Genomic DNA, 26,348 nt, shown 5'->3' with positions numbered 1-26,348 from the left:
GGAACGAAGCGGAGGGAATGATGGAAGATCGCGTTTCGATATCGATTTCAGACGGTATCGCCGATGTCCGGCTGGTGCGGGCGGACAAGATGAACGCGCTCGATGCCGCGATGTTCGAGGCATTGGTCGCTGCAACCGACCGGCTTTCCAAGGAAAAAGGCGTCCGGGTGGTGGTGCTCTCAGGCGAGGGCCGCGCCTTCTGCGCCGGCCTCGACATGGGCCGTTTCGCCGCCATGAAGGACGGCGGTAATGGGGTGCCGGGCGGCGCGAACCGCGATCTCACCATCCGGACCCACGGCAAGGCCAATGCCGCGCAGCAGGCGGTCTGGGGCTGGCGCCAGCTTCCGGTGCCCGTCATCGCTGCAGTCCATGGCGTCGCCTTCGGCGGCGGCTTCCAGCTCGCGCTTGGCGCCGACATGCGCTTCCTCTCAACCGACGCGCGGATGTCGATCATGGAGATCAAATGGGGCCTTGTCCCCGACATGGCGGGCACACCGATCCTCGCGAGCCTGGTGCGCGACGACATCCTGCGCGAGCTCACCTACACCGGCCGCATCTTCTCGGCGCAGGAGGCTCAAAGTTACGGCCTCGCCACCCGCGTCTGCGACGATCCGCGCGCCGCTGCGCTCGAAGTCGCGCGCGAGATCGCCGGCAAGAGCCCGGATGCGATCCGCGCCGCCAAGCGGATGTTGAACAATCTGCCGGTCGATCCGGCGGCCGCGCTGCTCGCGGAATCCGTCGAGCAGCAAAAACTGCTCGGCAGCCCGAACCAGACCGAATCCGTGCGCGCCAATCTGGAGAAGCGCGCGCCAAGGTTTGCGGATGTCGGATAACCGTTACGCTATCATTCCGGGTTCGGTCCTGCGGACCGCCCCGGAATGACGAAGTAAAACCCGACACAAGATCGGACCACGGCAATGGAAACGTCAAAGCCCTTCCTCGGTATCGTCAGCGGCGGTCGCCGACGCGATCACGCCGCGGTGGCCGAGCGCACCGAGCGTATTGCCAGCGGCCTGAACAGGCTCGGCGTCAAGCCGGGCGACAGCGTCTGCATGCTGATGCGCAACGACATCGCCTTCATCGAGGCGGCCTACGCAGCGATGCGGCTCGGCGCCTATGGCGTGCCGGTCAACTGGCACTTCAAGCCGGAGGAGATCAACTACGTGCTGACGGATTCCGGCACGCGCGTCCTGATCGGCCATGCCGACATGCTGCATCCGCTGCGCGGCGCGATCCCCGATGGTGTCACCGTGCTGAGCGTACCGACGCCACCGGAAATCCTCGCCAACTACAAGATCAATCCCGATCATCTGGCGACGCCGGATTTCGCGATCGATTTCGAATCCTGGCTGGCGCAATTCCCGCGCTATGACGGCCCGGTGGTGCCGCAGCCGCAGAACATGATCTACACCTCGGGCACGACCGGCCATCCGAAGGGCGTGCGCCGCTTCGCGCCGACGCCGGAGCAGACTGCGAATGCAGAAGCGATGCGCGGGATGATCTACGGCCTGAAGCCGGGGGCACGCGCGATCCTGCCGGGACCGCTCTATCATTCCGCGCCGAATTCCTTCGGGCTGCGTTCGGGCAGGCTCGGCGGCGCGCTGGTGCTGATGCCGCGCTTCGACGCCGAGGAGTTTCTACAGCTGATCGAGCGCGAGAAGATCGACACCATCTTCATGGTGCCGACGATGTTCATCCGCCTCATGAAGCTGCCGGAGGAGATCCGCCGGAAGTACGACATGTCGTCGCTCCGCCACATCATCCATGCCGCCGCGCCGTGTCCGCCCGACGTCAAGCGCGCCATGATCGAATGGTGGGGGCCGGTGATCTACGAATTCTACGGATCGACCGAGTCGGGTGCGGTGACCTTCGCCAATTCCGAGGACGCGCTGAAGAAGCCCGGCACGGTCGGCAAGATCTCGCCCGGCGCCGAGCTTCGCTTCATCGGCGACGACGGCCGCGAGGTAGCGCAGGGCCAGATCGGCGAGATCTATTCGCGGATCGCGGGCAATCCCGATTTCACCTATCACAACAAATCCGAGAAGCGCGCCGAGATCGACCGCCAGGGATTCATCACCTCGGGCGACGTCGGCTATATCGATGCCGACGGCTACGTCTTCATCTGCGACCGCAAGCGCGACATGGTGATCTCGGGCGGCGTCAACATCTATCCGGCCGAGATCGAGGCCGTGCTGCATGCGGTGCCCGGCGTGCACGACTGCGCGGTGTTCGGTATCCCCGATACCGAGTTCGGCGAGGCGCTGATGGCGGTGGTCGAGCCGCAGCCGGGCGTCACGCTGGACATCGCCTCCGTCCGCGCCCAGCTCAAGACCGCGCTTGCCGATTATAAGGTACCCAAGCACATCGAGATTCAGACCAACCTGCCGCGCGAGGATTCCGGAAAAATCTTCAAGCGCCGGCTGCGCGACCCCTATTGGGAGCGGGCGGGGCGTAGGATCTAGGGCCACGAACTCACTGTCGTCCCGGCGTAGGCCGGGACCCATAACCACAAGCGGCGGTGCTGCGCGACGCTGTGGCCCCAGCCCGCTTTCACCACAAACGCCGGTGGTTATGGGTCCCCACCTTCGTAGGGACGACATTGGTGTGGTGCACCGCCACCAAGTTCATCTTGCGCTGCGGCAAAAAAAGCGCACACTCGGAAGGACCCGGGCAGCCTCTGGAGTGTAGCCAGCCATGTCTCCCCAGACCATGCCGTCCGAAACCGAGATCCGTGCCGAGAGCGCTGCCGAAGCCAGTCTCCTTGAGAAGGCGGCACAGGAGGAGGACGCGCGGCTCCGGAACGACATCCGGCTGCTCGGGCGCGTCCTCGGCGACACCGTACGCGACCAGGAAGGGGCTGATGTCTTCGACCTGGTGGAGCGCATCCGCCAGACCTCGGTCCGGTTCCACCGGAACGAGGACAAGCTGGCGCGGCGGGAGCTGGAAGGCATCCTCGACGGCATGTCGATCGCCGAGACGCTGCAGATCGTCCGCGCCTTCAGCTATTTCTCCCACCTCGCCAACATTGCCGAGGACCAGAACAACATCCGCCAGATGCGCAGCCGCGGCCCGGGCGGGGCGCCGCGGCCGAGCACGCTAGAACAGACGCTGGTGCACGCCCGTCAGGCCGGCCTCAGCCCGGCCGATTTGCGCGACTTCTTCGAGAGCGCTCTGGTCAGCCCGGTCCTGACCGCGCATCCGACCGAGGTCCGCCGCAAGAGCACGATGGACCGCGAGATGGAGATCGCGGATCTGCTCGACCGCCGCGAGCGGCTGCAGATGACGCCGGACGAGAGCGAGGCCAGCGACGAGCAGCTGCGCCGCGCCGTCGTGACGCTGTGGCAGACCAATCTGCTGCGCCGGACCAAGCTGACCGTGCTCGACGAGGTCGCCAACGGCCTGTCGTTCTACGACTACACCTTCCTGCAGGAAGTCCCGCGGCTGCATTGTGCGCTGGAGGATCGGCTGAACAAGGAGGGCGGTGAGGCCGGCGAGGTCGCCTCGTTCCTCCGGATGGGAAGCTGGATCGGCGGCGACCGCGACGGCAATCCGTTCGTCACCGCGGAGGTGATGCGCGGCACGCTGCGGCTGCAGTCGAGCCGGGTGCTCAGTTTCTATCTCGAGGAGCTGCATGCACTCGGCGCCGAGCTGTCGCTGGCGGCGCATCTCGCCGATGTCTCGGACGAACTGCGGATCCTTGCCGAGCGCTCTCCGGACACGTCACCGCATCGCAGCGGCGAGCCTTATCGTCTTGCCGTGTCCGGCATCTATGCGCGGCTCGCGGCCACCGCGATGCGGCTCGAGGTCGAGACCACGCGGCCGCCGGTCGGCAAGGCGGAGCCCTATGCGAGCGTCCGGGAATTCCAGGCCGATCTCGATGTGCTGAATCGCTCGCTGATTGCGAACAATTCCAGCGTGATCGCGCGCGGCCGGCTGCGGCAGTTGCGGCGGGCGGTGGATTGCTTCGGTTTCCATCTGGCGCGGCTCGACATCCGCCAGAATTCGGCGGTGCACGAGCGCACCGTCGCCGAGTTGCTCGACACCGCCAATCCCGGCACGTCGTACCTGGCGCTCGGCGAGGAGGCGCGCGTCAGCCTGCTGCTCGGCGAATTGCGCAGCGCGCGACCGCTGGCCTCGCCCTTCGTCAAATATTCCGAGGAGACCCTGGGCGAGCTCGCGGTGTTCCGGGCGGCGGCCGAGGCGCATGCAAGGTTCGGCCCCGAGGTGATCTCCCAATGCATCATCTCGATGTGCAAGGGCATGTCCGACATGCTCGAAGTCGCGGTGCTGCTGAAGGAGGTGGGCCTCGTCAATCCGTCCGGCCGCAGCGCGATCAACATCGTGCCGCTGTTCGAGACCATCGAGGATCTGCAGGCGTCCAGCGGCATCATGGACCGCATGCTGGTGCTGCACGACTATCGCAAGCTGGTCGACAGTCTCGGTAGCGTGCAGGAGGTGATGCTCGGCTATTCCGACAGCAACAAGGATGGCGGCTTCGTCACCTCGGGCTGGGAGCTCTACAAGGCCGAGATCGGCCTCGTCGAGGTGTTCGAGCGGCATGGCGTGCGGCTGCGCCTGTTCCACGGCCGCGGCGGCTCGGTCGGCCGCGGCGGCGGCCCGAGCTATGATGCGATCATCGCGCAGCCAGGCGGCGCGGTGAACGGCCAGATCCGCATCACCGAGCAGGGCGAAATCATCTCCTCGAAATATTCCAATGCCGAGGTCGGCCGCAGCAATCTGGAGATTCTCGCCGCGGCGACGCTGGAGACCAGCCTGCTGCAGCCGCGGCAGAGCGCACCGCGCCCGGAATATCTCAGGGCGATGGAGGAGATTTCCGCGCTCGCGTTCAAGGCCTATCGCGGGCTCGTCTACGAGACGCCAGGTTTCGCCGACTACTTCTGGGGTTCGACCGTGATCAACGAGATCGCGACCTTGAACATCGGCAGCCGTCCGGCCTCGCGCAAGAAGACCCGCGAGATCGAAGACCTTCGCGCGATTCCCTGGGTGTTCTCCTGGGCGCAATGCCGGCTGATGCTGCCGGGCTGGTATGGTTTTGGCGCTGCGGTCGAAACCTGGATCGCGGAGCACCCGGAGCAGGGCATGCCGTTCCTGCAGGAGCTCTACCGGGAATGGCCGTTCTTCCGCACGCTGCTGTCCAACATGGACATGGTGCTGGCGAAGAGCTCGATCGCGATCGCCTCGCGCTATGCCGAGCTGGTACCCGACGTCGCGCTACGCGAGAAGATCTTCGGCCAGATCCGCCGCGAGTGGCATCTGTCGATCGAGACACTGCTCGACATCATGGGCCACGACCGGCTGCTGCAGGGTAACCCGCTGCTGGAGCGCGGCATCCGCAACCGCTTCCCCTATATGGATCCGCTCAACCATGTGCAGGTCGAGCTGCTGAAGATGCATCGCGCGCACAACCCCGACGAGCAGGTGCTGCGCGGGATCCAGATCACGATCAACGGGATTTCGGCGGGACTCAGGAACAGCGGCTAATTGCTGTGTCGTCCCTGCTTTCGCAGGGACGACAGCGTATTTGCGTCAGCAGTTGTGCGCGCCCTTCGTCTCCACATAGACCGCATAGAGCGACTGGCTCGCGGTCATGAACAGGCGGTTGCGCTTCTTGCCGCCGAAGGTGAGATTGGCGCAGGTCTCGGGCAGCAGGATCTGGCCGATCCGCTGGCCGTCGGGCGCGAACACCTGCACGCCGTCATAGCCCGGTCCGACCCAACCGGCGCCGACCCAGATGTTGCCGTCGATATCGACCCGCATGCCATCCGGGAAGCCCGACTTGCCGTCCAGCGTCATGTCGATCAGCGTACGCGGGTTGGAGAGCTTGTCGCCGTTCAGGTCGTACTGCCAGACGATGTTTTTCGCGTTTGGATAATGCGTGATGCCGGTATCGCAGACATAGACCTTCTTGTAGTCGTGGCTGAAGGCGATGCCGTTCGGCTTGAACGGTTCGTCGGCGACCTTGGTGATCTGCCCGGTTGCGGCATCGATGCGATAGACCGCTTCCTTCTGATAGGGCTGCTTCGATCCGGTGTTGGCCAGTTGGCCCTCATAGATCGAGACTGCGCCGTAGCCGGGATCGGTGAACCAGATCGACTTGTCGTTGGGATGCACGACCATGTCGTTGGGTCCGTTGAGCTGCTTGCCGCCCGCCTGCTCCGCCAATGACGTCACGCTGCCGTCGTGCTCGTAGCGCACCAGCCGGGTGCGTTCGGCGGTGATCTGGCGACCCTCGAAATCGAAGGTCGAGCCGTTGGCCTCGTTCGACGGCTTGTGGAACTGCTCGGAGATGTGGCCGTCATCGTCGAGATAGCGCAGCTGCCGGTTGGCCGGGATGTCGCTCCACACCAGATACTGGCCCTGCGCGTTCCAGGCGGGCCCTTCGGCCCACAGACAGCCGGTGTAGAGTCGCTTGATCGCGGTGTTGCCGACCTTGGCCTTGAAGCGCTTGTCGTCGATCACGACGATATCCGGGTCGGGATAGCGCTGCGGCTCCGCATTGGGGCCGAAGTCGCGCGCCGCAGCATCGGATGCGGCCATCGCAGTTGCAGCAAGCGCGGTTACGCCGCGCAAGATCGTTCGACGGTCGAACGCCTTCGTTCCGTCGCCCTGGTGTTTCTCAGTGTTGCTTGGATTTGTCACGAAAGTCCTCCCAGTCTTTTTTGTTATCGGGAGGAGGATCATACCCCCGCAATTCTGGCACAATGCGGGCGCGCGATGAAGAAACAACCAAGGAGTGTGTCGCCCCGGCGTTCTCGTCGAGGCGACGTTTCATAAAACTGTCAGATCGAAGTTCAGATCGGGTCCCAGGTGAAGACGTCGGCGGAGCGGTCGAGCTTGGCGAACGATCCCTTCAGCGCCGGCATGCCATGTTCGGCAATGGTCTCCGGCGTCCAGCCTTCGCCGCGATGCACTGAGCGCACCGGACGATGCTGGCCGAACAGGAAGATCTCGTTCATGCGCACGCCGAAGATCTGGCCGGTGACGTCCTTGGCGGCGTCCGAGAGCAGATAGGCGCAGACCGGCGCGATCTTCTCCGGGCCCATCTGCTTGATCTTCTCGACGCGCGCCTTCTCGGCATCGGTCTCGGTCGGGATGGTGCCGATCATGCGGGTCCAGGCGAACGGCGACACGCAGTTCGAGCGCACGTTGAAGCGGCCCATGTCGAGCGCGATCGATTTCGACAGGCCGACGATGCCGAGCTTGGCGGCGGCGTAGTTGGCCTGTCCGTAATTGCCGATCAGGCCGGAGGTCGAGGTGAAGTGCACGAACGAACCTGACTCCTGCTCGCGGTAGATCCGCGCCGCGGCGTGGCTGACATAGAACGAGCCCATCAGATGCACCTTGATGACGGCCTCGAAGGCTTCCACGCTCATCTTGTGGAAGATCATGTCGCGCAGGATGCCGGCATTGTTGACGACGCCGTCGAGCCGGCCGAAATGATCGGTCGCGGTCTTGACGATCTTGCTCGCCGGAATGGCTTCCGCCACCGACTCGAAATTGGCCACGGCCGTGCCGCCGCGCTTCTTGATCTCCTCGACCACTTCCTCGGCGGGTGCCGCGCTCGAGCCGCCGCCGTCGGCTGCGCCGCCGGGATCGTTGACCACGACCTTGGCGCCCTCCGCCGCGCACAGCAGCGCGATCTCGCGGCCGATGCCGCGGCCCGCGCCGGTGACGATGATGACTTTATCCTGCAGTGATTTTGCCATGTGGTTCTCCTTGCTATGTCCGTCATTCCGGGGCGCACGAAGTGCGAACCCGGAATCTCGAGATTCCGGGTCTGGTCCTTCGGACCATCCCGGAATGACGGAGGTTGTTACTTCTCGTTCGTAAAGATGATCGTGCCGCTTGCGGCGAACATGCCGCCGACGCCGTGGCAGACCGAGATCTTGGCGTTCGGCACTTGCGCCGGCGCGATGCCGCGCATCTGCCGCACGCTCTCCTGCAGCGCGTACATGCCGTACATGCCGGAGTGCATGTAGCTCAGCCCGCCGCCATTGGTGTTGAGCGGCAGCTTGCCGCCGGGGCGGGTGTTGCCGTCGGCGATGAACTTGCCGGTTTCCTCATGGGGCATGAAGCCGAGGTCGCCGAGGCCGTAGAGCGGCAGATGCGCGAAGGCGTCGTAGATCATCAGATGATCGACGTCCTTGTGGGTGATGCCGGCCTCCTTGAATGCCAGCGGGCCCGCCACCTTGAAGGCGCGGGATGAGTCGAAGGTCTTCATCTGGCTGACCATCGGCGTTTCCACGCTCTCGCCGGTGCCGAGGATGTAGACCGGCTTCTGCGGAAAATCCTTGGCGCGGTCGGCCGAGGTCAGGATCAGCGCGCCGCCACCGTCGGTGACGAGGCAGCATTGCAGCAGCCGGAACGGATAGGCGATCATCCGCGAGTTCAGGACGTCGGCGACCGTGATCGGATCTTTCATGGTCGCGCGCGGGTTCTTCGCCGCCCATTCGCGCTGCACGACCGCCACCATTGCGAGTTGCTCATGCGTGATGCCGTGCGTCTTCATGAAGCGCAGCACCGGAATCGGGAACATGCTCGGCGGCCCGTAGACGCCGAACGGTGACTCGAACTGGCCGTTGAGGCTGTCGGGTGCGGTGAAGCGCGGCTGCTTGCCGATCATCGACTTGCCGCTCTCGGCATGGGTGATCAGCACGGTCTTGCACAGGCCGGCCTCGATCGCGGCCGCGGCGTGGCGGACATGCAGCATGAACGAGCAGCCGCCGACCGAGGTGCCGTCGACCCAAGTCGGCGTGATGCCGAGATAATGCGCCATCTGCTGCGGGGTCTCGACGGCGGTGGCGAAGCCGTCGATGTCGGACAGCTTCAGCCCAGCATCCGCGATCGCATTCAGCGCCGCGTCCGCGTGCAGCTGGATCTGCGACATGTTGGGGATCACGCCGAGCTCGGTGGTTTCGGCCGCACCGACGACGGCAACCTGATTCCTGCGCATCACATTACCCCTTTGCCGGGCGGAAGAGGGGAAGAGTGATCTTGTCGTCGAGCGCCTCGAAGGCGACCTCGAGCGGCATGTCGAGCTCCAGCGCTTCCGGCGTCTGCGGACAATCGATGATGTTGCTCATCATGCGCGGACCCTCGTCGAGCTCGACCACCGCGATCGCATAAGGCGGCGTGAAGCCGGGGGCGGCGGGACGGTGGTTGATGACGTAGCTGTAGAGCTTGCCCTTGCCGCTGGCCTTGAAAACCGAGACCTTGCGCGAGGCACAGGAGGGGCAGAACGGCCGCGGTGGAAAGTAGACATTGGCGCAGGCGTCGCAGCGCTGCAGGCGCAGCTCGCCGGCCTTGGTGCCGTCCCAGAAATGCTGGGTCTCAGGTGTCGGCTTTGGTTTCGCGCGCGCGGGCTCGGCCATGTCTGATGTCTCCTCCCGAAATCGTTATGGTCTTGATGCGCCATCGGACCAACGGCCGTCAACGGCCCATCCATGCCGCGCACAGCGGCCTGTGTTCCGCGCATGCCGCATATTCCGCCCCTCGCACAATTGCTAAGGCCGCGATGCTTGTGTCGCTCCGATCCGGCGCGTAGAAGGGCCGCGTCGAAGCTACGTCCAAGACATGTCCAAGACACGTCCAAAAGAGCCCGGGAGGAATAATATCATGCTGAGGATCATCGGCGCGGCACTCGCTGCCAGCCTCGCATTCGCAACGCAGGCGATGGCCGCCGACGCACCGTCGGAGATCAAGATCGGCACGCTCTACGCGTCCTCGGGGCGTTACGCCTCGATCTCTATGCCGGTCTACAGCTCGCTGAAATTGTGGGTCGAGCAGAAGAACGCCGAGGGCGGCGTGTTCGTGAAGGCGTTCGACAAGAAAATCCCGATCAAGCTCGTGTCCTATGACGACCAGAGCAACACGGCGACCGCGGCGACGCTTTATAACCAGCTCGTCACCCAGGATAAGGTCGACCTGCTGGTCGCCGATTCCGGATCGGTGCTGACGGCGCCCGCGGTTGCGATCGCGCGCGACCACAAGATGTTCCTGTTCGACCAGACCGGCACCGGCGCAAGCTTCTTCTCCAAGGACAATCCCTACATCGCGCTGATGGCCGACCCTGTGTCGACGGTCTGGCCGAAGCCGGTGGCTGACTTCATCAGCCATGACGGTCCCGGCCTCGGCATCAAGAAGATCGCGATCCTCTACGCGACCAACGAGTTCACTGGCACCCAGGCCAATGCGTTCCGCAAGTTCGTCAAGGAGTCCGGCGCGCCGATCGAGATCGTCTATGACCAGGGCGTTCCGACCGAGACCACCAACTACAACGTCATCATCAACAATATCAGCAACGCCAATCCGGACGCGGTGATCCATTTCGGCTACGCGCCGAACGACATCGCCTTCCTGCGCAACGTCCAGGACGTCGGCACCAAGTTCAAGATGCTGTTCGCGATCTATGCCGGCCTCGAGACCGAGCTGCTCGAGAAGAACGTCGGCGCCAAGGGTCTCGAGCACATCTGGACCTATGTGCCGCCGTCGGAGCTGGATTATCCCGTCAATTTCGGCATGAACATGAAGGATTTCCGCGCCGCCTGGACCAAGAAGTACAACGACGGCAAGATGGAGTTCGGCTTCAACGCGGTGGCCGGCTACACCACGGCGCTGGTGATCGAGAAGACGCTGTCGGTTGCGGCCAGCCTCGACCAGATGGAGCTGCGCCGCGCGGTGTTCTCGCTCTCAGGCCAGCTCAAGACGCTCGATGGCACCTTCGCGCTGGATGAGACCGGCGGGCAGATCGGCGAGTTGACGCCGCTCGGCCAGCTCACGGTCGACGAGCACGATCACATCAAGTTCGTCTCGATCTATCCGCACGAGACCGCCACCGGCAAGCCGATCTATCCGGCGCCGTGATGCAGGTGAGGGCGGCAGGCGTAACCTTCGGCGGCGAGCGATAGCATGACCTATGCGCTCGTTGCCGGCGTGCTGTTCGGGCTGTATTTCAGCCTGGTCGGCATCGGTCTCAATCTCGTGTTCGGCGTCATGCGCATCGTCAACCTTGCGCATGGCGATATCCTGATGCTCGGTGCGTTCATCGCGCTGGGCGTGGTCGGCATTGCCGGCATCGATCCGCTGTTCGCTGTGCCGCTGGCGTTTATGGTCTTCGTGCTCGCCGGCGTGCTGCTATACTGGGTGCTGGTGCCGCGGCTGCAGGGCTCGGCCAACCCGGAAATGCTGTCGATCATCCTGTTCTTCGGCCTGTCGCAGGTGATCGAGGCCGTCACTACGATCTTCGCCGGAACCAGCGAGCGCTCGATCCAGAGCCGGCTGCTCGGCACGGTTTTCACGACCATCAAGGTGAAGTGGTTGGGCGGCAAGGCCGCTGGCGCTGGGCCGATCCAGATCTTCGGCCAGGGCTTTCCGGCGCCCTGGGTGATCGCGGCGATCACCAGCCTGATCGCGATCGGGCTGGTCTACCTCTATCTCTACCACACGCGGCTCGGCACCTTGACCCGTGCGGTGATGTCACGCCGTGACGAGGCCTTGGCGACCGGCATCGACGTCGATCGCGTCTCGGCGGCCGCGTTCGGCATCGGGCTCGGCATCGCGGCGGTCGCCGGCGTGTTCGCGCCCTTCATGTTCGGCTCGGTGACGCCGGCGTTCGGCGCCGATGCGACGGTGACATCGTTTGCAATCGTCGTGCTCGGCTCGCTCGGCAATCCGCTCGGCACCGCGCTCGGCGGTGTCGTCTACGGCCTGTGCTACATGCTGGTGCAGACCTATCTCAGTTCCTGGGCCGACCTGCTGCCCTATGTGTTGTTGATCGTGATCCTGTTGCTGCGCCCGAGCGGTCTGCTCGGAAGGCGGGTGCGCGTTGCATAGCGCCTCGAAACACCTGCTGTTCATCCTGGCGCCACTGGTCGTGGTGTTCGCACTGCTGCCCGGCGCCTATCAAAACCATCTGCTGCTGTTCAACTTCGTGATCTTCCTGATCCTCGCGCAGGGCGTGAACATCATCTATGGCTTCACCGGCTATCTGCCGTTCGGCTATGTCGGCTTCTTCGGTGCCGGCGCTTATGGCTTCGCCATCATGGTGATGCATCTGCAGACGCCTGCGCCCCTCGCCGTGCTTGTCGGCGGCGCCGTCGCGGTCGCGCTCGGCCTGTTGCTGACGCCGCTGCTGCGGCTGTCGGGCGCTTATTTCGCGATCGCGAATCTCGCGGCCTCGCTCGCGGTGCTGCACTTCGTCGCCAACCCGGCGCTGGAGGGCATCACCAAGGGGCCCTACGGCGTGTCGCTCACCGGTACGTTCAACCCGACGCATGCGTATTATGCCGCAGTCGTCGTGATGGCGCTGACGGTCGGCGCGGTGATCTATCTCAAGAACTCGCCGTTCGGCCTTGCGCTGCAGGCCGTGCGCGAGGATGCGGTGTCGGCCTCGATGGCCGGCGTCAACATCATCAAGATGCGGGTGATCGCCTGGCTCGCCTCGGCGCTGGTCGCGGGCCTCGCCGGCGGCATCTATGCCTGGTACGTTTCGGTGTTCTATCCGGACAACGTATTCTCCGGCGAGTTCTCGATCTTCGCCATCGTGTTCGCGCTGTTTGGCGGCGTTGCCACCGTCACCGGACCGATCGTCGGCGTGCTGATCCTCTATGGCATCTACAATCTGATCGGCTTCACCACGCCGCAATATTTCCAGCTGATCTACGGCCTGTTGATCATGGGACTGGTGCTGTTCCTGCCCGCAGGGCTGGTGTCGCTGGCAACGCGCAGGGGGTGGCATGTCCCCTGAGCAGAACTCCATCCTCAAGGTCTCGAAGCTGGTCAAGCGCTTCGGCGGCTTCCACGCGCTCGACGGCCTCAGCTTCCACGTTGTTCCCGGTGAGATCCTTGGCCTCGTTGGTCCGAACGGGTCCGGCAAGACCACGGCGATCAACGTGATCTCCGGGCTCTATGCGCCCGACGGCGGCGAGGTCGTGTTCGACGGCGCGTCCTCGGGCGGCGTTGCCTCGCACAGACTGGTTCACCGCGGCATCAACCGCACCTTCCAGGTGCCGAAGCCGTTCCTGTCGCTGACGGTGCGTGAGAACATCCAGGTGGCGCTGGCCTATGGCGGCGCGACCGGCACGCCGCCGTCGATCGCCGAATTGCTTGAGAAGTACCGCCTCAAGGAGGTCGCCGACCGTCCGGCCGCCGATCTCAACAGCGCGCAGCAGAAGATGCTCGATCTGACCCGCGCGCTCGCGACACGGCCGCGGCTGCTGCTACTCGACGAGCTCGCCGCCGGCCTCAACCCGGCCGAGCTCGACTGGATCGCCGGCCGCATCAAGGCCTTGGCCGCGACCGGCATGGCGATCATCGTGGTCGAGCATCTGATGGGCTTCATCGAGCAGATCACCGACCGCGTCATCGTGCTCAATGCGGGCAAGGAGATCTTTGAGGGCACGCTCGCGACCGCGGTGCGCGAGCCGCAGGTGATCGAGGTGTTCTTGGGAGGCGAGCATGCCCACTGATGCGATGCCGCTTCTTGACGCCGGCGGCGTCGATGCCGGCTACGGCACCATGCAGGTGTTGTGGGGCGTCGATCTCGACGTCCGCCCCGGCGAGACCGTGCTGCTGCTCGGCGCCAATGGCGCGGGCAAGACCACGTTCCTGAAGTCGCTGGTCGGCTTGATCGAGGCCCGCAGCGGCCATATCAAGCTCGGCGGCGAGGACATCACGAAGATGCGATCGTCCGATCGCATGAAGCGCGGCATGACCTACATGTCGGAGCTCGCGGTGTTTCCCGATCTGTCGATCGAGGAGAACATCCGGGTCGGCGCGCAGGCGCTGGGCCACGCCAATCCGGGCGCGCGGGTCGACGAATTGTACGGCCTGTTTCCGGTGCTGCGCGACAAGCGCCGCGATCCGGCCTCCAGCCTGTCCGGCGGCCAGCGCAAGATGCTCGGTATTGCCAAGGCGCTGTCGGCCGAGCCGAAGCTGCTGGTCATGGACGAGCCCTCGGCCGGGCTGTCGCCGCTGTTCGTCAAGGAGGTGCTGCGCGCGTTGTCGAGCCTGCAGGGCCGCGGACTGGCGCTCCTGATCGCCGAACAGAATATCGGCTTCCTCGAGATTGCCACCCGCGTCTTCGTGCTGGAAGGCGGGCGGATCCGCTTCTCCGGCACGGTTGCCGAGATGAGCGGCAATGAAGAGCTGCACCGCGCCTATTTCGGACTGAAATGATAGTGATGCGAGGCGGGGCCGGCGCACTGGAAATCGGCCCCGGTTCGCGCAACAATCGGCTGCTGCCGTGAAGCGCACGCCGTCAAGTGCAAGCCGTGAAGTGAAAGCCATGCCCAAAAATCCGACACTCGCCTCCCTTGCCGCCGATCTCGCCAGCGGCGCGACTTCCGCCCGCAAGCTCGTCGAGCAGTGCATCGCCAGGATTGCCGATCCGGCAGGCGAGGGCCAGCGCACCTTCATCCATGTCGACCGTGATGCCGCACTGGACGCCGCCGACGCCATGGACCGGCTGCGCAAGGCCAACGCGGCGCCGTCGCCGTTTGCCGGCATTCCGGTCTCGATCAAGGACCTGTTCGACATCAAGGGGCAGGTGAGCCGCGCCGGCTCCCGCGCGCTGGATGATTCCGCGCCGGCGGATGCCGATGCGCCCGTCGTGGCGCGGCTCAAGCGCGCCGGCTTTGTCGTGATCGGCCGTACCAACATGACCGAGTTCGCCTATTCCGGCATCGGCATCAATCCGCATTACGGCACGCCGAAGAGCGCCTGGAATCGGAGCGTCGGCCACGTGCCCGGCGGCTCGTCCTCGGGTGCGGCGGTCTCGATCGCCGACGGCATGGCGTTCGGCGCGCTCGGCACCGACACCGGCGGCTCCTGCCGGATCCCGGCCGCCTTCAACGGCATCGTCGGCTACAAGCCGACGCAGCGCCGGATTCCGCTCGATGGCGGCGTGCCGTTGTCGTTCACGCTCGACAGCTATGGCCCGCTGGCCAATTCGGTGGCCTGCTGTGCCGTGCTCGATGCGGTGCTGGCCGACGAGCCCGTGACGCCGCTCGTCCCGCGCCCGGTGAAGGGGATGAGGCTTGCGGTGCCGACCACGGTCGCGCTCGACGACCTCGACGATACCGTCGCAAAAACCTTCGAACGCGCGCTCGCTTCGCTGTCGCGCGCCGGCGCCTTGATCGAGCGCATCGAGGTGCCCGAATTCCATGATGTCGGCGTGATGAACGCCAAGGGCGGGTTTTCGGCGGCCGAGAGCTATGCCTGGCACCGCTTCCTGCTGGCCAGCAAGGGCGATATCTACGATCCCCGCGTCGCGGTGCGGATCCAGCGCGGCGAGGGTTTTCTTGCTGCCGACTATATCGACCTCGTTAATGCGCGGCGGTCGTTCATCGCCCGGACCGGGGCACGCATCGCACCCTACGACGCGTTGGTGCTGCCGACCACGGCGAACCTGCCGCCGACCATCGCCGCGCTCGCCGACGATAAGGCGTTCGCCACGGAGAATTTACGCGCGCTGCGCAATCCCTCGCTGATCAACGTGCTCGATGGCTGCTCGATCTCGCTGCCCGCGCATCGCGAGGGCGAGGCGCCGGTCGGCCTGATGCTCGCTGCCGCGGGTGGTTCGGATCGCCGCATCTTCGAGCTTGCGGCCGGAATGGAGACCGTCATCCGTGTTTGATCTCACCTTCAACGTCGACGACAAGGGCGTCGCGACGCCGCTTACGCTGGAAATCAAGCAGGCCGTGATCGCCGGCTGGACCGGCCGCGATCCGGTGGCGCGCGACAAGCACATCGCCGAGCTCGAAGCGCTCGGCATCGCGCGGCCAGCGACCACGCCGATCTACTACCGCTGCTCGGCGCGCCGGCTCACCTTCGCCGATGCCATCGAAGTCTGCGGCGAGGACTCCAGCGGCGAGGTCGAGTTCGTGCTGATCGGCTGGCAGGGCCGCACCTTCGTCGGTTGCGGCTCTGACCATACCGACCGCAAGGTCGAGAGCTACAGCGTCACGGTGTCGAAGCAGATGTGCGACAAGCCGATGGCGTCTGAATTGTGGGAACTCGAGGACGTCATCGGTCACTGGGACCAGCTGATCCTACGCTCCTGGGCCACGATCGGCGGCCAGCGCGTGCTCTACCAGGAAGGCACTCTCGATCACATGCTGCCGGTGAAGGACCTGATCGTGCGCGGCTTCGACAAGAGTGCGTTGCCCGACGGCTGCGCCATGTTCGGCGGCACCTTCGCCGCCAAGGGCGGCATCCGCCCCGCCAGCCGCTTCGAGTTCGAGCTGGAAGACCCGGTGCTGAAGCGAAAGATCAGCCACGGCTACGACGTGGTGACGCTGCCGGTTAGGGGATGATCTGTTTCCGCGCGTCGTTTCGTTGAGAGATGACCGACGCTCTCTCCGCACGTCGTCCCGGCTTTCGCCGGGACGACACCGAGAATGGGGAACGTCCTCCGGCATGTTTCTGTCGGAAATCGGGTGGCGCCAGCGGCGATCAAGGGCCAGATTCTGCCTCATGACAGCAACCGCCAAAACCCTCACCCGCCCGGCCACCGGCATCCCGGCTCGCGTCGACGCGCTCGACTGGGACTATATTACGACCGACCTCGACGGGCAGGGGTGCGCCGTCCTCAACGGCCTGCTGACGCCTGAGGAATGCGACGCCATTGCCGCGCTGTATCCCGACGACGGCCGGTTCCGCAGCAAGGTCGTGATGGGCCGCCATGGCTTCGGCCGCGGCGAGTACAAATATTTCTCCTATCCGCTGCCGGACCTGATCGCGGAGTTGCGGCCGGCGCTGTATGCGCGGCTGACCGCGACCGCCAATCGCTGGAACCAGACGATGGGGATCGAGATCAACTACCCCTCCTCGCACGCGGCGTTCCTGAAACGGTGCCACGACGCCGGGCAGACGCGGCCGACGCCGCTGCTGCTGCAATATGGCGAGGGCGACTACAACTGCTTGCACCAGGATCTCTATGGCGAGCACGTGTTTCCGATCCAGGTCGCGATCCTGCTGTCGCAGCCCGGGCGCGATTTCACCGGCGGCGAGTTCGTGCTGGCCGAGCAGCGGCCGCGGATGCAGTCTCGGCCCGAGGTGGTGCCGCTGACCAAGGGCGATGCGGTGGCCTTTGCCGTGCATCACCGTCCGGTGCAGGGGACACGCGGGCCCTATCGTGTCAATCTGCGCCACGGCGTCAGCCGGATCAGGTCCGGCCATCGCCACACCGTTGGTGTGATCTTCCACGACGCGAAGTGAGTGCGAGAGACGCGTGGCCGCTGATCTGTTCGAGACCATTGGCGATGCTCGGCCGCCACGCGAGACCATCGCGGACGGCGCGGTGTTGTTGCGCGGCTTCGTGCGGCCGTTCGAGGCTGACCTGATTCCAGCCTTGCGCGTGATCGTCAAGCAGGCGCCGTTCCGGCATCTGGTCACGCCGGGCGGCCACCGCATGTCGGTTGCGATGACCAATTGCGGTAGCGTCGGCTGGGTCTCCGATCCCAGCGGCTATCGCTATGATCCGATCGATCCTGATACGGGACAGCCCTGGCCGGAGATGCCCGAGGTGTTGCGAACGCTCGCCGCCAGCGCCGCCGCCGAGGCTGGCTTCAACGGCTTCGCGCCGCAGGCCTGCCTGATCAATCGCTATGTGCCTGGCGCAAAACTGTCGCTGCATCAGGACAAGGACGAGCTCGACTACGGCGCACCGATTGTCTCGATCTCGCTCGGGCTGCCGGCAACCTTCCTGTTCGGCGGCCTGAAGCGCAGCGACACGCCGCGCCGCTACCGGCTCGAACATGGCGATGTCGCGGTATGGGGCGGGCCGTCACGGTTATTTTATCATGGGGTCGCGCCGCTCTCCGAGGGCGAGCACGGCGCGCTGGGCCGCCAACGCATCAATTTGACCTTCCGCAAGGTGCGTTGACGCGCCGGGTGGTCTAGAGTTGGCGGATGACCACCAAGGCCGACCACGCCGTCAACCGCACCGGCGTCTATCTCGCCGTGCTGCAGCTCGTCTTCACGCTGGGCTGGACCACCTACCTGATCTATCTGCCGAAGCTGTGCGCCGATGTCGGCATCGCGCCCACGACCGTCATCCTGATCCTGATGATGGATCAGGGCATTTTCACCGTCACCGATACCGCGATGGGCATGGCTGCCGACAGGATTGCGAGCCTGGTCGGCCGGCTCGGTGTGTTCGTCGGCATCCTCGCCGCGATCTCCTGCGCCGCCTTCATCGCGCTGCCTTATGTGGCGGGCACCGGGCCGGGCGCAAAAGTCTGGCTGATCGCGCTGATCGTGGTCTGGGCCGTCACATCGTCGGCGTTGCGCGCGCCGCCGCTGACGTTGCTCGGCAAGTATCGCGCGCAACCGTCGGTCCCGTTCCTCGCCGCGCTCGCGATGCTGGGCTACGGCATCGCCGGTGCGGTCTCGCCCTATCTCGGCGTCGTGCTGCGCGATCACGATGCGCGGCTGCCGTTCGTGCTGTCAGGCGCGGTGCTGCTGCTGACGGCGCTCGCGTTTTCCGGGATCGAGCGCCGCGTCGCGGCGGAAACAGAGCCCGTGCGGCTCGCCGCGCCCGCAAGGCGGCTCGGCGCAGTGCCGATGTTCCTGATCGGATCGATGGTGCTGCTCTCGCTCGGCTATCAGCTGCATTTCAACATCAACAGCGCACCGTTTTATTTGCGCTTTGCCAAATCGAACGAGCTGCAATGGCTGATGCCGGTGTTCTGGATCGGCTTCAACATCGCGATGTTCCCGGCGAGCATCGTCGTCAAGCATCGCGGCGGCCTGATCGTGATGGGCGCGGCGGGACTGCTCGGCGCCTTCGCGATCGTCGCCGCCGAGATCGCCGGCAGCCTCAACGTCCTGATCGTGGCGCAGTTCATGGCGGGCGCCGCCTGGGGCTGCATGCTGATGAGCGCGGTGTCGGCAGCGCTCGCGATCGGCGAGACCGGCGCGGAGGGCAAGGTCACGGGGCTGGTGTTCTCGGCGCTCGCGCTTGCGACCTTTGCGCGGATGGCAGCGGTCGCGGGCGGCCTGCAGAAGATCCCGGACTATGCGCCGCTGGTGCATTGGGCGCCGGTCGCCTGCTGGTCGGTCGCCGGCGCCGGCCTGCTCGTGATCGCCGCGTCGCGGCTGCAACGCGGCGCCAAGAGCGCCTAGAGCTTTGGTTCTGATTCAATCAGAACCAAAGCTCTAGATTCTAGTTTTGACGCGTTTTCTTCACGCGAACCGGTGTCCACTTCGCTCGAAAACGCTCTAGTTATTCCGCGCCGGATGGATGAACGCCCAAGGCGAGACTTCGGAATCGGTCGGTACCTCCACCGAGATCACATAGGGGCCGCCGTCGGCCAGCGCCTTCTCCAGCACCGGGCGGAAGTGATCCGGCGATGTGACGCGCGCGGCGCCGACGCCAAAGGATTCCGCGAGCTTGACGAAATCAGGATTGACGAGGTCTGAGGCGACGACGCGGCCGTCGAAGCGCTCGCGCTGGTCGCGGCGGACATTGCCATAGGCGTTGTTGTTGAACACCAGCGTCACCACGCCGATCCTGAACTGCACCGCGGTGGCGAGCTCCTGCACGCCGAACATGAAACCGCCGTCGCCGGTGATTGCGACCACCGGCTTGTTCGGGTTGGCGACCTTGGCGCCGAGCGCGGTCGGGAAGCCCGAGCCGAGCGTGCCCTGATAGCCCGAGGTGACGAAGGTGCGCGGCTCGTAGATCGGAAAGCCGTACCAGGAGGCGAAGCCCACCTGCGACAGCTCGTCGGTGACGATGGCGTTGGCCGGCAGCACCTCGCGGAGGATCTTCAGATAGGCCATCTGCGGCTGGATGCGCTGGATCTCCTGCTCGGTCGCGGCCGTCGCCTCGCGGATCGCGGCGCGGCGGCCTGTGGTCTTGCTATAGCCCACCTTGCGCACGGCAGCGGCGAGATCGGCGGTCGCGGCCTTGGCGTCGGCGATCACGGCGGCATCGGCCGGCCAGCGCCGCAGCTCGACCGGATCGATGTCGATCCGCACGCATTTCAATCCGGTCGGCTGATAGGGCCAGCGCGACATCGTCGGCAACTCCATGCGGCTGCCGATGCCGATCATCAAATCGGTCTTCGGCCAGAGCTTGTAGGCAGAAGCCATGGTGAGCCCGAGCTCATGCGCGTTGGAGACGATGCCGCGGCCGCTGCGGAATGCGACCACGGGCGCGTCGATCATCTCGGCGAGCTCGAGGATCTCCTCGCGCGCCTCGATGGCGCCGCTGCCGACGAAGATCATCGGCGCCTTGCTGCCGGCGATCAAATCGGCGGCGGCCTTGATACGGTCCGGATCGGGCTGCGGTGCCGGCAGCGGATCGAACGGCTTGACGGCAGCAACCCGGGTGCGCTGGGTGAACACATCCCAGGGCATCTCCAGCGAAGCCGGGCCGCGCCGGCCGGACAGCATTTCCTGGAACGCGCGCGACACCATCGCGGGCGCATTGTCGGGATATTCGATTCGGTCGGCCCATTTCACGAAGGTGCGCAAGGTCGCGAGCTGATCCGGCATCTCGTGCAGATGGCCACGGCCCTTGCCCAAAAATTGCGTCGGCACCTGGCCGGTCAGGCACAGCACCGGCTCGTTGCAGCCGAATGCGGTCAGCAGCGCCGCCGAGGCGTTGAGCACGCCGGGGCCGGGCACCACGCTGAACACGCCGGGCTTGCCGCTGGATCGGGCATAGCCGAACGCCATGTAGCCGCAGGCCTGCTCGTGGCGGGCGCCGATCACCTTGAGCTGTGCCTGATGGAAGGCATCGAACAGGCCATAGATCTGCGCGCCGGGCAGGCCGAACACGGTGTCGACGCCGTGGGCGACGAGGCCGTTGACGATCGCTTCGCCGCCGGATGTTGAGGTCATGGCACTGTCCACTTGCTGGTGAAGTTAGGTGGTTTCGTCGACGACGCCGTTGTGCAGGATGCCGACGCCTTCGGCCTCGACCTCGACGACATCACCGGGCTTCAGATAGCGCGGCGGATCGAACCGCGCACCCGCGCCGGTCGGTGTCCCCGTGACGATGATGTCGCCGGGAACCAGCGTCGTGAAAGTCGAGATGTAGTTGATGAGGTAGCGGAAGCCGAAGATCAAGCGCGAGGTGCGGTCATCCTGCCTGACTTCGCCGTTGACCCGCGTGGTCAGCCGGATGTCTGCGATCTGCGCTTCGCCGGTGTAGGGCACGATCCAGGGGCCGAGACTGCCGGTGGAATCGAAGTTCTTGCCCTGGGTGACGTTGAACTTGGCGTGGCGCACCCAGTCGCGGATGGTGCCTTCATTGCAGAGCGTGATCGCGGCGATGTGATTGAGCGCGGCGCTCTCCGGAATGTGCCGGCCGGCCTTGCCGATCACTAGCACCAGCTCGCCCTCATAGTCGAGCTGCGGCGAGATCCGCGGCCGCACCACCGGCGTGTTGTGGCCGACGAAGGAACGCGGCACCCGCAGGAACATGCTGGGATACTTCGGTGCGTCCGAGCCGTCCTTGTACTCGGCATTGCGGTCCGGATAGTTGACGCCGATGCAGATGATCTTGTCCGGCGCCGGGATCGGCGGCTGCCAGGTGACCGCGTCGAGCGCGTGGTCGGGCGCGCGCTTGGCCGCGTCCTCGGCAAGCTTGGTCAGTGCACCGGCGGCGATCGCCTCGCGCAGCGTCGGATAATCCTTGGCGAAGCGCGACGAGAGGTCGACGATCCCGCTGTCGGTGACGGCGCCATAGCTGTTGGCGCCGTTGATGGAATAGGTGGCGAGGCGAGGGGCTGACATTAGCAGTCTCATAATTGGCGTCGTCCCGGCTTTCGCCGGGACGACGAGGGGATGGAATCTTGTTCGTTAATCCGCAACCAGCACGTCGGCGACGAAGCGCGGCTCGCGCACCGTTTGCCCCGCGAAGGTCGAGCCTTCCTCGAACCAGGAGCGCGGCGCCGGCGCGCCCCACAAAGTCTGGCGGCGCGGATCGCGCAGCGACCAGCGCAGCGGCTCATGGTCGTGATCGCCGGTGAAATAGTCGCTGGTGTAGAGCTCGATGCGGTGGCCGTCGGGATCGCGGATGTAGAGGAAGAACGCGTTGGAGATGCCGTGCCGGCCCGGGCCGCGCTCGATGTTGGCGAGGAAACCCGACGAGGCCATCACGTCGCAGAGATGCACGATGTTCATGGCGGTCGGCACCCAATAGGCGATGTGGTGCAGGCGCGGGCCGCGGCCGTTGGTGATGGCGAAGTCGTGGACATTGCCCTTGCGGTGCATCCAGGCGGCGGCGATGCGCCCCTGGTCGCCATCCTCCTCGGCATATTCGGTGAGGCGGAAGCCGAGCCGGGCGTAGAAGTCGACGGTGTCCTGCACTTCGGCGGCGAACACGTTGAAGTGGTCGAGCCGCTGCGGATGGCAGCCCTTGTAGAGATCATAGCGTCGCAACAGATGCGGGCGCTTCTCCATCGTGGCGTAGAGCTCGATCTGGAAGCCGAACGGATCGGTGAATTGCAGCGTGCGGCCCTGGAACGGCTGGTCGACGAAGGCGTAGGTGATGCCATTCTCGGAGCAGAAGGCCGCGGCCTTGTCGAGGTCATGGTCATTGCCGACCTTGAAGCCGAGCCGGTTGCAGGCCGCCTTCGCAGCCTTGCGCAGCACCACCGAGTGATGCTGGTGCTCCTCGCTGGCGCGCAGATACACCGATTTGTCGTCGCGGTCCTCGATGTGGAGGCCGACCGTCTTCTCGTAGAAGGCGGCGCTCTTGTCGAGATCCGTGACGTCGAGCACGGCATGGCTGCAGCGGATGATGTTGAATGGCGGATCGAAGACGTGTGTCGGAACGGGCATCGGTGTTTCCCCTCTGGATCGTCATTCCGGGATGCGCCCCTTGGCGCAGGCCCGGAATCCATAACCACGATCGTGAGTATGGATTCCGGGCTCGCCGCTACGCGTCGCCCCGGAATGACCAGCTAAATTCCCAGCTTCTGAATCTTGTGCGTCCCGCGCGCGAGCGAGACGTGCTTGGTTTCCATGTAGAAGTCGAACGAGTAGTCGCCGCCGTCGCGGCCGATGCCTGACGACTTCATGCCGCCGAACGGGGTCGGCAGATGGCGGACGTTTTCCGAATTGAGCCAGATCATGCCGGCTTCCAGCGCATCCGCCACGCGCAGCGCGCGGCCCATCTCGCCGGTCCAGACATAGCCCGTCAGGCCATATTGCACGCCGTTGGCGATCTCGATGGCCTCTTGCTCGTCCTTGAACGGGATCACGGTCAGGAACGGACCGAACACCTCCTCCTGCGCGACCCGCATCTTTGCGTTCGCGCCGGTGACCAGCGTCGGCTGCACGTAGTGGCCGCCGCCGGGGCCGTCATGCGGCTTGCCGCCGACTGCAATCGTCGCGCCGTCCTTCTTGGCGACGTCGAAATAGCTGCAGACCTTGGCCAGATGCCGCTCATGGATCAGCGGCCCGATCTCGGTCGCGGGATCGAGGGGATGACCAACCTTGAGCGCCTGCACGCGGGCGGTCAGCTTCGCGATGAATTTCTCGGCGACGCCCTGCTGAACCAGCAGCCGGCTCGACGACGTGCAGCGCTCGCCGTTGAGCGAGTAGATCATGAACACGACCGCATCGAGCGCGCGGTCGAGATCGGCGTCGTCGAACACGATCGCCGGGTTCTTGCCGCCGAGCTCGAAATGCACCCGCTTCAGTGTCGGCGCGCCCTGCGCCATGATCGCAGATCCCGTCGCGCTCTCGCCGACGAAGCCGATCGCCTTGATTGCAGGGTGCTCGGTCAGCGCCTTGCCGGCCTCCTCGCCAAAACCATGCACGGTGTTGAAGACGCCGTCGGGGATGCCGGCCTGTTGTGCGAGCTTGACCAGCAGATCGGCGGTCACCGGCGACCATTCCGCGGGCTTGTGCACCACGGTGCAGCCCGCGGCGAGCGCCGGTGCGATCTTCCAGGTCGAGAGCATGAACGGCGTGTTCCACGGCGTGATCACGCCGACCGGGCCGATCGGCACCCGGGTCGAGATGTTCCAGTGCTCGTCGGACGGCGTGTTGAGGCCGTCGCGGGCCTCGCCGCATTTGTCGGCGAAGAAGCGGAAATTCTCCGCGGCGCGGATCGCGGCCTTGGCCATGAAGCGGTGCGCCTGGCCGGTGTCGATGCATTCGAGCACGGCGATGTCATCGGCGCGGGCCTCGATCGCGTCAGCCACGCGATGCAGCAGCTTGCGGCGCTGCGCCGCCGGCATGTCGCGCCACGCCTTGAACGCCTTGGACGCCGCGGTTGCGGCGCGGTCGATATCGTCGACGTTGCCGCGTGCGACCGTCGCCAGCACGGTGCCGTCGATCGGCGACTTCGTCTCAAAGGTCTGGCCGGAGGCCGCCGGCACGATCTTGCCGTCGATCACGTTGCCGATGCCTTCGGCCTTCAACTTCGCCAGAAGTGGACCGGCACGGTCGCGGTTGGCCTGGAACACGTCGGCTGCGGATTTCGGAGTGGCTTTATCCATTGACCGTCTCCACCTTCAGTGCGTCGTGGATGTTGTTGCGTTTCCAGCTGGTTTCCTTGTCGTTGATCTGCATGTCGAACGATAAGGCGAACTTACTGTCGGCGAAGACCGGATCGAGATGGGCCGACAGCGCCTTGAAGATGTACTCGCCGGCCTTCTTGCGGGCGGCGAGATCACGGCCTTCGCCGAGCCGCAGCACCATGTCGAGGAAGCCGTAAGTCTTGCGGCCGTCGGCGATCGCGTAATGCTCGCACCTGATGGCGCGGACCCGGATGCCGCCGAGCGGGAAGATGCCGGTCTCGACCGCGGCGTTGCGGACCAGTTCGACCGTCGCACCCATGTCGACGAGACCGTCGAGATTGGCGGAATATTCAAGCGTGAAATGCGGCATGCAGCGCTCCTGCTGAGTGCGTCAGGCGAAGTAGCAGCTCACGGAACCGTATGGTCCGTAGTCGGCCTGGATGGTGTCGCCCTTGCGGGTCTCGATCGGACGGATGAAGGAGCCGGCCAGCACGATTTGTCCGACCTCCAGCGCCAGCCCGTTCGGGGCGATCTTGTTGGCGAGCCACGCCACGGCGGTCGCCGGATGATTCAACACGCCGGCGGCCAGACCGGTTTCCTCGAGCTGGCCGTTGCGGAAGCAGAGCGCGCCGATCCAGCGCAAATCGGCCTCCAGCGGGCGGATCGGGCGGCCGCCGAGCACGATGCCGGCATTGGCGGCGTTGTCGGCGATGGTGTCGAAGATTTTTCGCGTTGCCTTGGTCTCGGGATCGACGCGTTCCACGCGCGTGTCGAGGATTTCAAGCGCCGGCACCACGAAATCGGTGGCATTGAGCACGTCGAACAATGTGCAGTTCGGCCCCGACAGGCGATGCTTCATCACGAAGGCGAGCTCGGCCTCGACGCGGGTTGCGATGAAGCGGTCGGTCGGCACCAGCCCGCCATCGGCAAAGAACATGTCGTCGAGCAGGATGCCGGAATCCGGCTCGTCGATATTGAGCGCGCTCTGCATCGCTTTCGAGGTCAGGCCGATCTTGTGGCCCTTGACGACGCGGCCCTGCGCCACCTTCATCTCGACCCAGACCTTCTGAATCGCGTAGGCGTCTTCGAGGGTGATGCGAGGGTATTCCAGCGAGAGCTGGCGGATTTGCTTGCGGGTCTTTTCCGCGCCGTCGAGCCGTTCGGCGGCAGCGCGGATATCGTCCTTGGAGAGGGCCATGCGTGCTACACAAAAGTGGATGTCGGGAGATGATTAACATGTTAAATGAATTCCCGCAAACTGAATCGGGGCATGCTGCAACGCAAAAGTTCGTTGCGGTGGATTAGGTGATGGCGCGAAAGAATTCGAACGATACGGGGCCGGGGCAGGGCGACGACGCGGCGGCGCGACGGGCCCCGATGCGCGATTTCTCGCGCTCGCTGCCGATGTCGCTGCTCCGCGCGCGTGAAGCGGTGATGCGGCAATTCCGTCCATCGCTGCGCAATCACGGGCTGACCGAGCAGCAGTGGCGGATCCTGCGGGCGCTCACCGCGGTCGACGAGATCGAGGTTACCGAGCTCGCCCGCATGGCGTTTCTGCTTGGCCCGAGCCTGTCGCGGATCCTGCGCGATCTCGAAGGCCGTCAGTTGATCGAGCGCAAGGCGGCGGAGAACGATGCGCGGCGCGCGGTGGTTTCAATCTCCGCCAAGGGGTTGAAGCTGATCGAGGCGGTAGCGCCGACGTCGGAGACGATCTATGCCGAGATCACCCGGCGCTTCGGGGCGCGCAAGCTTGCCGAATTGCAGGAGATGCTGGGCGCACTGGAGGGGAGTCTTGCCGCAATGGGTTCGGCCGATGACGTTGAGGTCGAGGAGTAGCCGCGC

General features: G+C 65.2%; 24 protein-coding genes. 14 read left to right on the top strand and 10 right to left on the bottom strand.

The features are described 5' to 3' along the window. Positions 1-20: 20 nt before the first annotated feature. The 3 genes from BRSPCE3_RS05105 to ppc all read left to right on the top strand — a co-directional run bounded on the left by BRSPCE3_RS05105 (position 21) and on the right by ppc (position 5,502). Entirely contained in the window at positions 21-833 is an 813-nt protein-coding gene (locus tag BRSPCE3_RS05105; protein WP_244064601.1) for a crotonase/enoyl-CoA hydratase family protein, read from the top strand. Positions 834-917: 84 nt separating this feature from the next. Beyond that, the gene (locus BRSPCE3_RS05100; protein ID WP_244064599.1) at positions 918-2,462 is read left to right on the top strand and encodes an acyl-CoA synthetase; all 1,545 of its coding nucleotides are present in this window, start codon (positions 918-920) and stop codon (positions 2,460-2,462) included. A 232-nt stretch (positions 2,463-2,694) separates the two neighbouring features. After that, entirely contained in the window at positions 2,695-5,502 is a 2,808-nt protein-coding gene (gene ppc / locus BRSPCE3_RS05095) for a phosphoenolpyruvate carboxylase (RefSeq protein WP_244064598.1), read from the top strand. Between the two features lie 45 nt (positions 5,503-5,547). Here ppc and BRSPCE3_RS05090 read toward each other — a convergent pair whose 3' ends face one another. The 4 genes from BRSPCE3_RS05090 to BRSPCE3_RS05075 form a co-directional block, all read right to left on the bottom strand. Beyond that, positions 5,548-6,660: an SMP-30/gluconolactonase/LRE family protein gene (locus tag BRSPCE3_RS05090; RefSeq protein ID WP_244064597.1), complete on the bottom strand. Its 1,113-nt coding sequence runs from the start codon at positions 6,658-6,660 to the stop codon at positions 5,548-5,550. Between the two features lie 152 nt (positions 6,661-6,812). Next, a complete protein-coding gene (locus tag BRSPCE3_RS05085; protein ID WP_028338734.1) occupies positions 6,813-7,727 on the bottom strand; it encodes an SDR family oxidoreductase in 915 nt (304 codons plus the stop codon). 107 nt (positions 7,728-7,834) lie between these two features. After that, complete coding sequence (locus BRSPCE3_RS05080; RefSeq protein WP_021079893.1) at positions 7,835-8,974, bottom strand: chemotaxis protein CheR; 1,140 nt, start codon at positions 8,972-8,974, stop codon at positions 7,835-7,837. 4 nt (positions 8,975-8,978) lie between these two features. After that, positions 8,979-9,392 (bottom strand): Zn-ribbon domain-containing OB-fold protein, encoded by a 414-nt coding sequence (locus tag BRSPCE3_RS05075; RefSeq protein ID WP_050420086.1) that lies wholly within the window; start codon positions 9,390-9,392, stop codon positions 8,979-8,981. A gap of 244 nt (positions 9,393-9,636) precedes the next feature. Between BRSPCE3_RS05075 and BRSPCE3_RS05070 the strand changes: the two genes are divergently transcribed. From BRSPCE3_RS05070 to BRSPCE3_RS05025, 10 genes are all read left to right on the top strand, one after another. Continuing rightward, a complete protein-coding gene (locus BRSPCE3_RS05070) occupies positions 9,637-10,884 on the top strand; it encodes an amino acid ABC transporter substrate-binding protein (protein WP_244064596.1) in 1,248 nt (415 codons plus the stop codon). A 45-nt stretch (positions 10,885-10,929) separates the two neighbouring features. After that, complete coding sequence (locus BRSPCE3_RS05065; RefSeq protein ID WP_244064594.1) at positions 10,930-11,853, top strand: branched-chain amino acid ABC transporter permease; 924 nt, start codon at positions 10,930-10,932, stop codon at positions 11,851-11,853. After that, positions 11,846-12,766 (top strand): branched-chain amino acid ABC transporter permease, encoded by a 921-nt coding sequence (locus BRSPCE3_RS05060; RefSeq protein ID WP_244064593.1) that lies wholly within the window; start codon positions 11,846-11,848, stop codon positions 12,764-12,766. The genes BRSPCE3_RS05065 and BRSPCE3_RS05060 overlap by 8 nt, the downstream gene beginning before the upstream one ends. Next, positions 12,756-13,487, top strand: a complete 732-nt coding sequence (locus tag BRSPCE3_RS05055; RefSeq protein ID WP_244064592.1) for an ABC transporter ATP-binding protein — start codon at positions 12,756-12,758, stop codon at positions 13,485-13,487. Before BRSPCE3_RS05060 ends, BRSPCE3_RS05055 begins: the two co-directional genes overlap by 11 nt. Further along, positions 13,477-14,196: an ABC transporter ATP-binding protein gene (locus BRSPCE3_RS05050; protein ID WP_244064591.1), complete on the top strand. Its 720-nt coding sequence runs from the start codon at positions 13,477-13,479 to the stop codon at positions 14,194-14,196. The genes BRSPCE3_RS05055 and BRSPCE3_RS05050 overlap by 11 nt, the downstream gene beginning before the upstream one ends. Positions 14,197-14,305: 109 nt before the next feature. Beyond that, positions 14,306-15,655: an amidase gene (locus BRSPCE3_RS05045; protein WP_244064589.1), complete on the top strand. Its 1,350-nt coding sequence runs from the start codon at positions 14,306-14,308 to the stop codon at positions 15,653-15,655. Next, entirely contained in the window at positions 15,648-16,334 is a 687-nt protein-coding gene (locus tag BRSPCE3_RS05040) for a DUF2848 domain-containing protein (protein ID WP_244064588.1), read from the top strand. The genes BRSPCE3_RS05045 and BRSPCE3_RS05040 overlap by 8 nt, the downstream gene beginning before the upstream one ends. A 160-nt stretch (positions 16,335-16,494) precedes the next feature. Further along, positions 16,495-17,238 carry a 2OG-Fe(II) oxygenase gene (locus tag BRSPCE3_RS05035; protein WP_244064586.1) on the top strand — a complete coding sequence of 248 codons (744 nt, stop codon included), beginning with the start codon at positions 16,495-16,497 and terminating at the stop codon, positions 17,236-17,238. A 13-nt stretch (positions 17,239-17,251) separates the two neighbouring features. Next, positions 17,252-17,905, top strand: a complete 654-nt coding sequence (gene alkB / locus BRSPCE3_RS05030; protein ID WP_244064584.1) for a DNA oxidative demethylase AlkB — start codon at positions 17,252-17,254, stop codon at positions 17,903-17,905. 26 nt (positions 17,906-17,931) lie between these two features. Beyond that, entirely contained in the window at positions 17,932-19,146 is a 1,215-nt protein-coding gene (locus tag BRSPCE3_RS05025) for an MFS transporter (protein WP_244064582.1), read from the top strand. 96 nt (positions 19,147-19,242) lie between these two features. Here BRSPCE3_RS05025 and BRSPCE3_RS05020 read toward each other — a convergent pair whose 3' ends face one another. The 6 genes from BRSPCE3_RS05020 to hpaH all read right to left on the bottom strand — a co-directional run bounded on the left by BRSPCE3_RS05020 (position 19,243) and on the right by hpaH (position 25,704). Then, a complete protein-coding gene (locus BRSPCE3_RS05020) occupies positions 19,243-20,871 on the bottom strand; it encodes a thiamine pyrophosphate-dependent enzyme (protein ID WP_244064580.1) in 1,629 nt (542 codons plus the stop codon). Between the two features lie 24 nt (positions 20,872-20,895). Beyond that, positions 20,896-21,768 (bottom strand): fumarylacetoacetate hydrolase family protein, encoded by an 873-nt coding sequence (locus tag BRSPCE3_RS05015; RefSeq protein ID WP_244064578.1) that lies wholly within the window; start codon positions 21,766-21,768, stop codon positions 20,896-20,898. A gap of 66 nt (positions 21,769-21,834) precedes the next feature. Next, positions 21,835-22,818: a 3,4-dihydroxyphenylacetate 2,3-dioxygenase gene (hpaD, locus tag BRSPCE3_RS05010; protein WP_244064577.1), complete on the bottom strand. Its 984-nt coding sequence runs from the start codon at positions 22,816-22,818 to the stop codon at positions 21,835-21,837. 122 nt (positions 22,819-22,940) lie between these two features. Further along, a complete protein-coding gene (gene hpaE / locus BRSPCE3_RS05005; protein WP_244064576.1) occupies positions 22,941-24,485 on the bottom strand; it encodes a 5-carboxymethyl-2-hydroxymuconate semialdehyde dehydrogenase in 1,545 nt (514 codons plus the stop codon). Then, on the bottom strand, positions 24,478-24,876 hold the full coding sequence (locus BRSPCE3_RS05000; protein WP_244064575.1) for a 5-carboxymethyl-2-hydroxymuconate Delta-isomerase: 399 nt from the start codon (positions 24,874-24,876) through the stop codon (positions 24,478-24,480). Before BRSPCE3_RS05000 ends, hpaE begins: the two co-directional genes overlap by 8 nt. Before the next feature lie 21 nt (positions 24,877-24,897). Continuing rightward, on the bottom strand, positions 24,898-25,704 hold the full coding sequence (gene hpaH, locus BRSPCE3_RS04995) for a 2-oxo-hept-4-ene-1,7-dioate hydratase (protein WP_244064574.1): 807 nt from the start codon (positions 25,702-25,704) through the stop codon (positions 24,898-24,900). A 110-nt stretch (positions 25,705-25,814) separates the two neighbouring features. Here hpaH and hpaR point away from each other — a divergent pair, with 110 nt between their 5' ends. After that, positions 25,815-26,342 carry a homoprotocatechuate degradation operon regulator HpaR gene (hpaR, locus tag BRSPCE3_RS04990; RefSeq protein ID WP_244064573.1) on the top strand — a complete coding sequence of 176 codons (528 nt, stop codon included), beginning with the start codon at positions 25,815-25,817 and terminating at the stop codon, positions 26,340-26,342. Positions 26,343-26,348 lie beyond the last annotated feature (6 nt).

Source organism: Bradyrhizobium sp. Ce-3 (assembly GCF_022835695.1).
In the GTDB taxonomy this organism is placed as follows: domain Bacteria; phylum Pseudomonadota; class Alphaproteobacteria; order Rhizobiales; family Xanthobacteraceae; genus Bradyrhizobium.
The sequence above is the reverse complement of the archived record's forward strand: the minus strand, read 5'-3'. Positions and strand labels throughout refer to the sequence as shown.

Coding starts and splice junctions, on each gene's coding strand:
- BRSPCE3_RS05045 (WP_244064589.1), top strand. CDS start 14,306: ATGCCCAAAAATCCGACACTCGCCTCCCTTGCCGCCGATCTCGCCAGC.
- BRSPCE3_RS05070 (WP_244064596.1), top strand. CDS start 9,637: ATGCTGAGGATCATCGGCGCGGCACTCGCTGCCAGCCTCGCATTCGCA.
- BRSPCE3_RS05105 (WP_244064601.1), top strand. CDS start 21: ATGGAAGATCGCGTTTCGATATCGATTTCAGACGGTATCGCCGATGTC.
- BRSPCE3_RS05025 (WP_244064582.1), top strand. CDS start 17,932: ATGACCACCAAGGCCGACCACGCCGTCAACCGCACCGGCGTCTATCTC.
- BRSPCE3_RS05080 (WP_021079893.1), bottom strand. CDS start 8,974: ATGCGCAGGAATCAGGTTGCCGTCGTCGGTGCGGCCGAAACCACCGAG.
- hpaR (WP_244064573.1), top strand. CDS start 25,815: ATGGCGCGAAAGAATTCGAACGATACGGGGCCGGGGCAGGGCGACGAC.
- BRSPCE3_RS05075 (WP_050420086.1), bottom strand. CDS start 9,392: ATGGCCGAGCCCGCGCGCGCGAAACCAAAGCCGACACCTGAGACCCAG.
- BRSPCE3_RS05050 (WP_244064591.1), top strand. CDS start 13,477: ATGCCCACTGATGCGATGCCGCTTCTTGACGCCGGCGGCGTCGATGCC.
- BRSPCE3_RS05000 (WP_244064575.1), bottom strand. CDS start 24,876: ATGCCGCATTTCACGCTTGAATATTCCGCCAATCTCGACGGTCTCGTC.
- hpaD (WP_244064577.1), bottom strand. CDS start 22,818: ATGCCCGTTCCGACACACGTCTTCGATCCGCCATTCAACATCATCCGC.
- BRSPCE3_RS05035 (WP_244064586.1), top strand. CDS start 16,495: ATGACAGCAACCGCCAAAACCCTCACCCGCCCGGCCACCGGCATCCCG.
- hpaE (WP_244064576.1), bottom strand. CDS start 24,485: ATGGATAAAGCCACTCCGAAATCCGCAGCCGACGTGTTCCAGGCCAAC.
- BRSPCE3_RS05015 (WP_244064578.1), bottom strand. CDS start 21,768: ATGTCAGCCCCTCGCCTCGCCACCTATTCCATCAACGGCGCCAACAGC.
- BRSPCE3_RS05055 (WP_244064592.1), top strand. CDS start 12,756: ATGTCCCCTGAGCAGAACTCCATCCTCAAGGTCTCGAAGCTGGTCAAG.
- BRSPCE3_RS05085 (WP_028338734.1), bottom strand. CDS start 7,727: ATGGCAAAATCACTGCAGGATAAAGTCATCATCGTCACCGGCGCGGGC.
- hpaH (WP_244064574.1), bottom strand. CDS start 25,704: ATGGCCCTCTCCAAGGACGATATCCGCGCTGCCGCCGAACGGCTCGAC.
- BRSPCE3_RS05020 (WP_244064580.1), bottom strand. CDS start 20,871: ATGACCTCAACATCCGGCGGCGAAGCGATCGTCAACGGCCTCGTCGCC.
- ppc (WP_244064598.1), top strand. CDS start 2,695: ATGTCTCCCCAGACCATGCCGTCCGAAACCGAGATCCGTGCCGAGAGC.
- BRSPCE3_RS05100 (WP_244064599.1), top strand. CDS start 918: ATGGAAACGTCAAAGCCCTTCCTCGGTATCGTCAGCGGCGGTCGCCGA.
- BRSPCE3_RS05065 (WP_244064594.1), top strand. CDS start 10,930: ATGACCTATGCGCTCGTTGCCGGCGTGCTGTTCGGGCTGTATTTCAGC.